This is a genomic window from Streptococcus sp. HMSC072D07 (assembly GCF_001814835.1).
In the GTDB taxonomy this organism is placed as follows: Bacteria; Bacillota; Bacilli; order Lactobacillales; family Streptococcaceae; genus Streptococcus.
Genome location: NZ_KV818067.1, coordinates 86074 through 86561, shown reverse-complemented (window position 1 = coordinate 86561; position 488 = coordinate 86074). Strand labels below are relative to the sequence as shown.

At 38.3% G+C, this 488-nt stretch carries 1 protein-coding gene; it reads right to left on the bottom strand.

What is annotated here, in order from left to right; genetic code table 11:
* Positions 1–164: 164 nt before the first annotated feature.
* Positions 165–488, bottom strand: a 324-nt coding sequence (locus HMPREF2991_RS06850) for a hypothetical protein (RefSeq protein ID WP_083312773.1), incomplete at its 5' end; no start/stop codon positions are given.

Sequence of the window (488 nt, the reverse complement as noted above, 5' to 3'; positions counted from 1 at the left end):
CTGCTTAGCTCGTGGGCTTAGAAATAAATTTGCTTCTTTCGCCATCCATGCTCCGCCACCAAATACTACAAGAGCTATAACTAGCCAAACCAAGGTACGTTTTTTCATTTCTATTCTCCTAAACAAGTTATATATGAGTACTAGTAATCGTCGTTTTTAATTAGCTACTCGTATAAAAACCACCCACCGTCTCGTAAAATTCTTATAGGTTGCATTTCATAAATAACCAGTTCCTCAGGTACTTCATTTAAATTTCGTTTTAGAGGAATCCCTAGTGTGAATTCAGTATTCTTATTGTCATTGATTCTACCGTTCACTGTCATCATATAACCTCCACCTTGAGGAGTGCCGTTTCCTACCTGACCAACCTTCATACTATCCCAATCGAACTGGACACTTTCAACTTTAGGACTTAAAGACTTGACAAAATCAGCCATATCTTCTTCATGTTCTTTCAAATAAGCCAACTGCTTAGCTCGTGGGCTTAG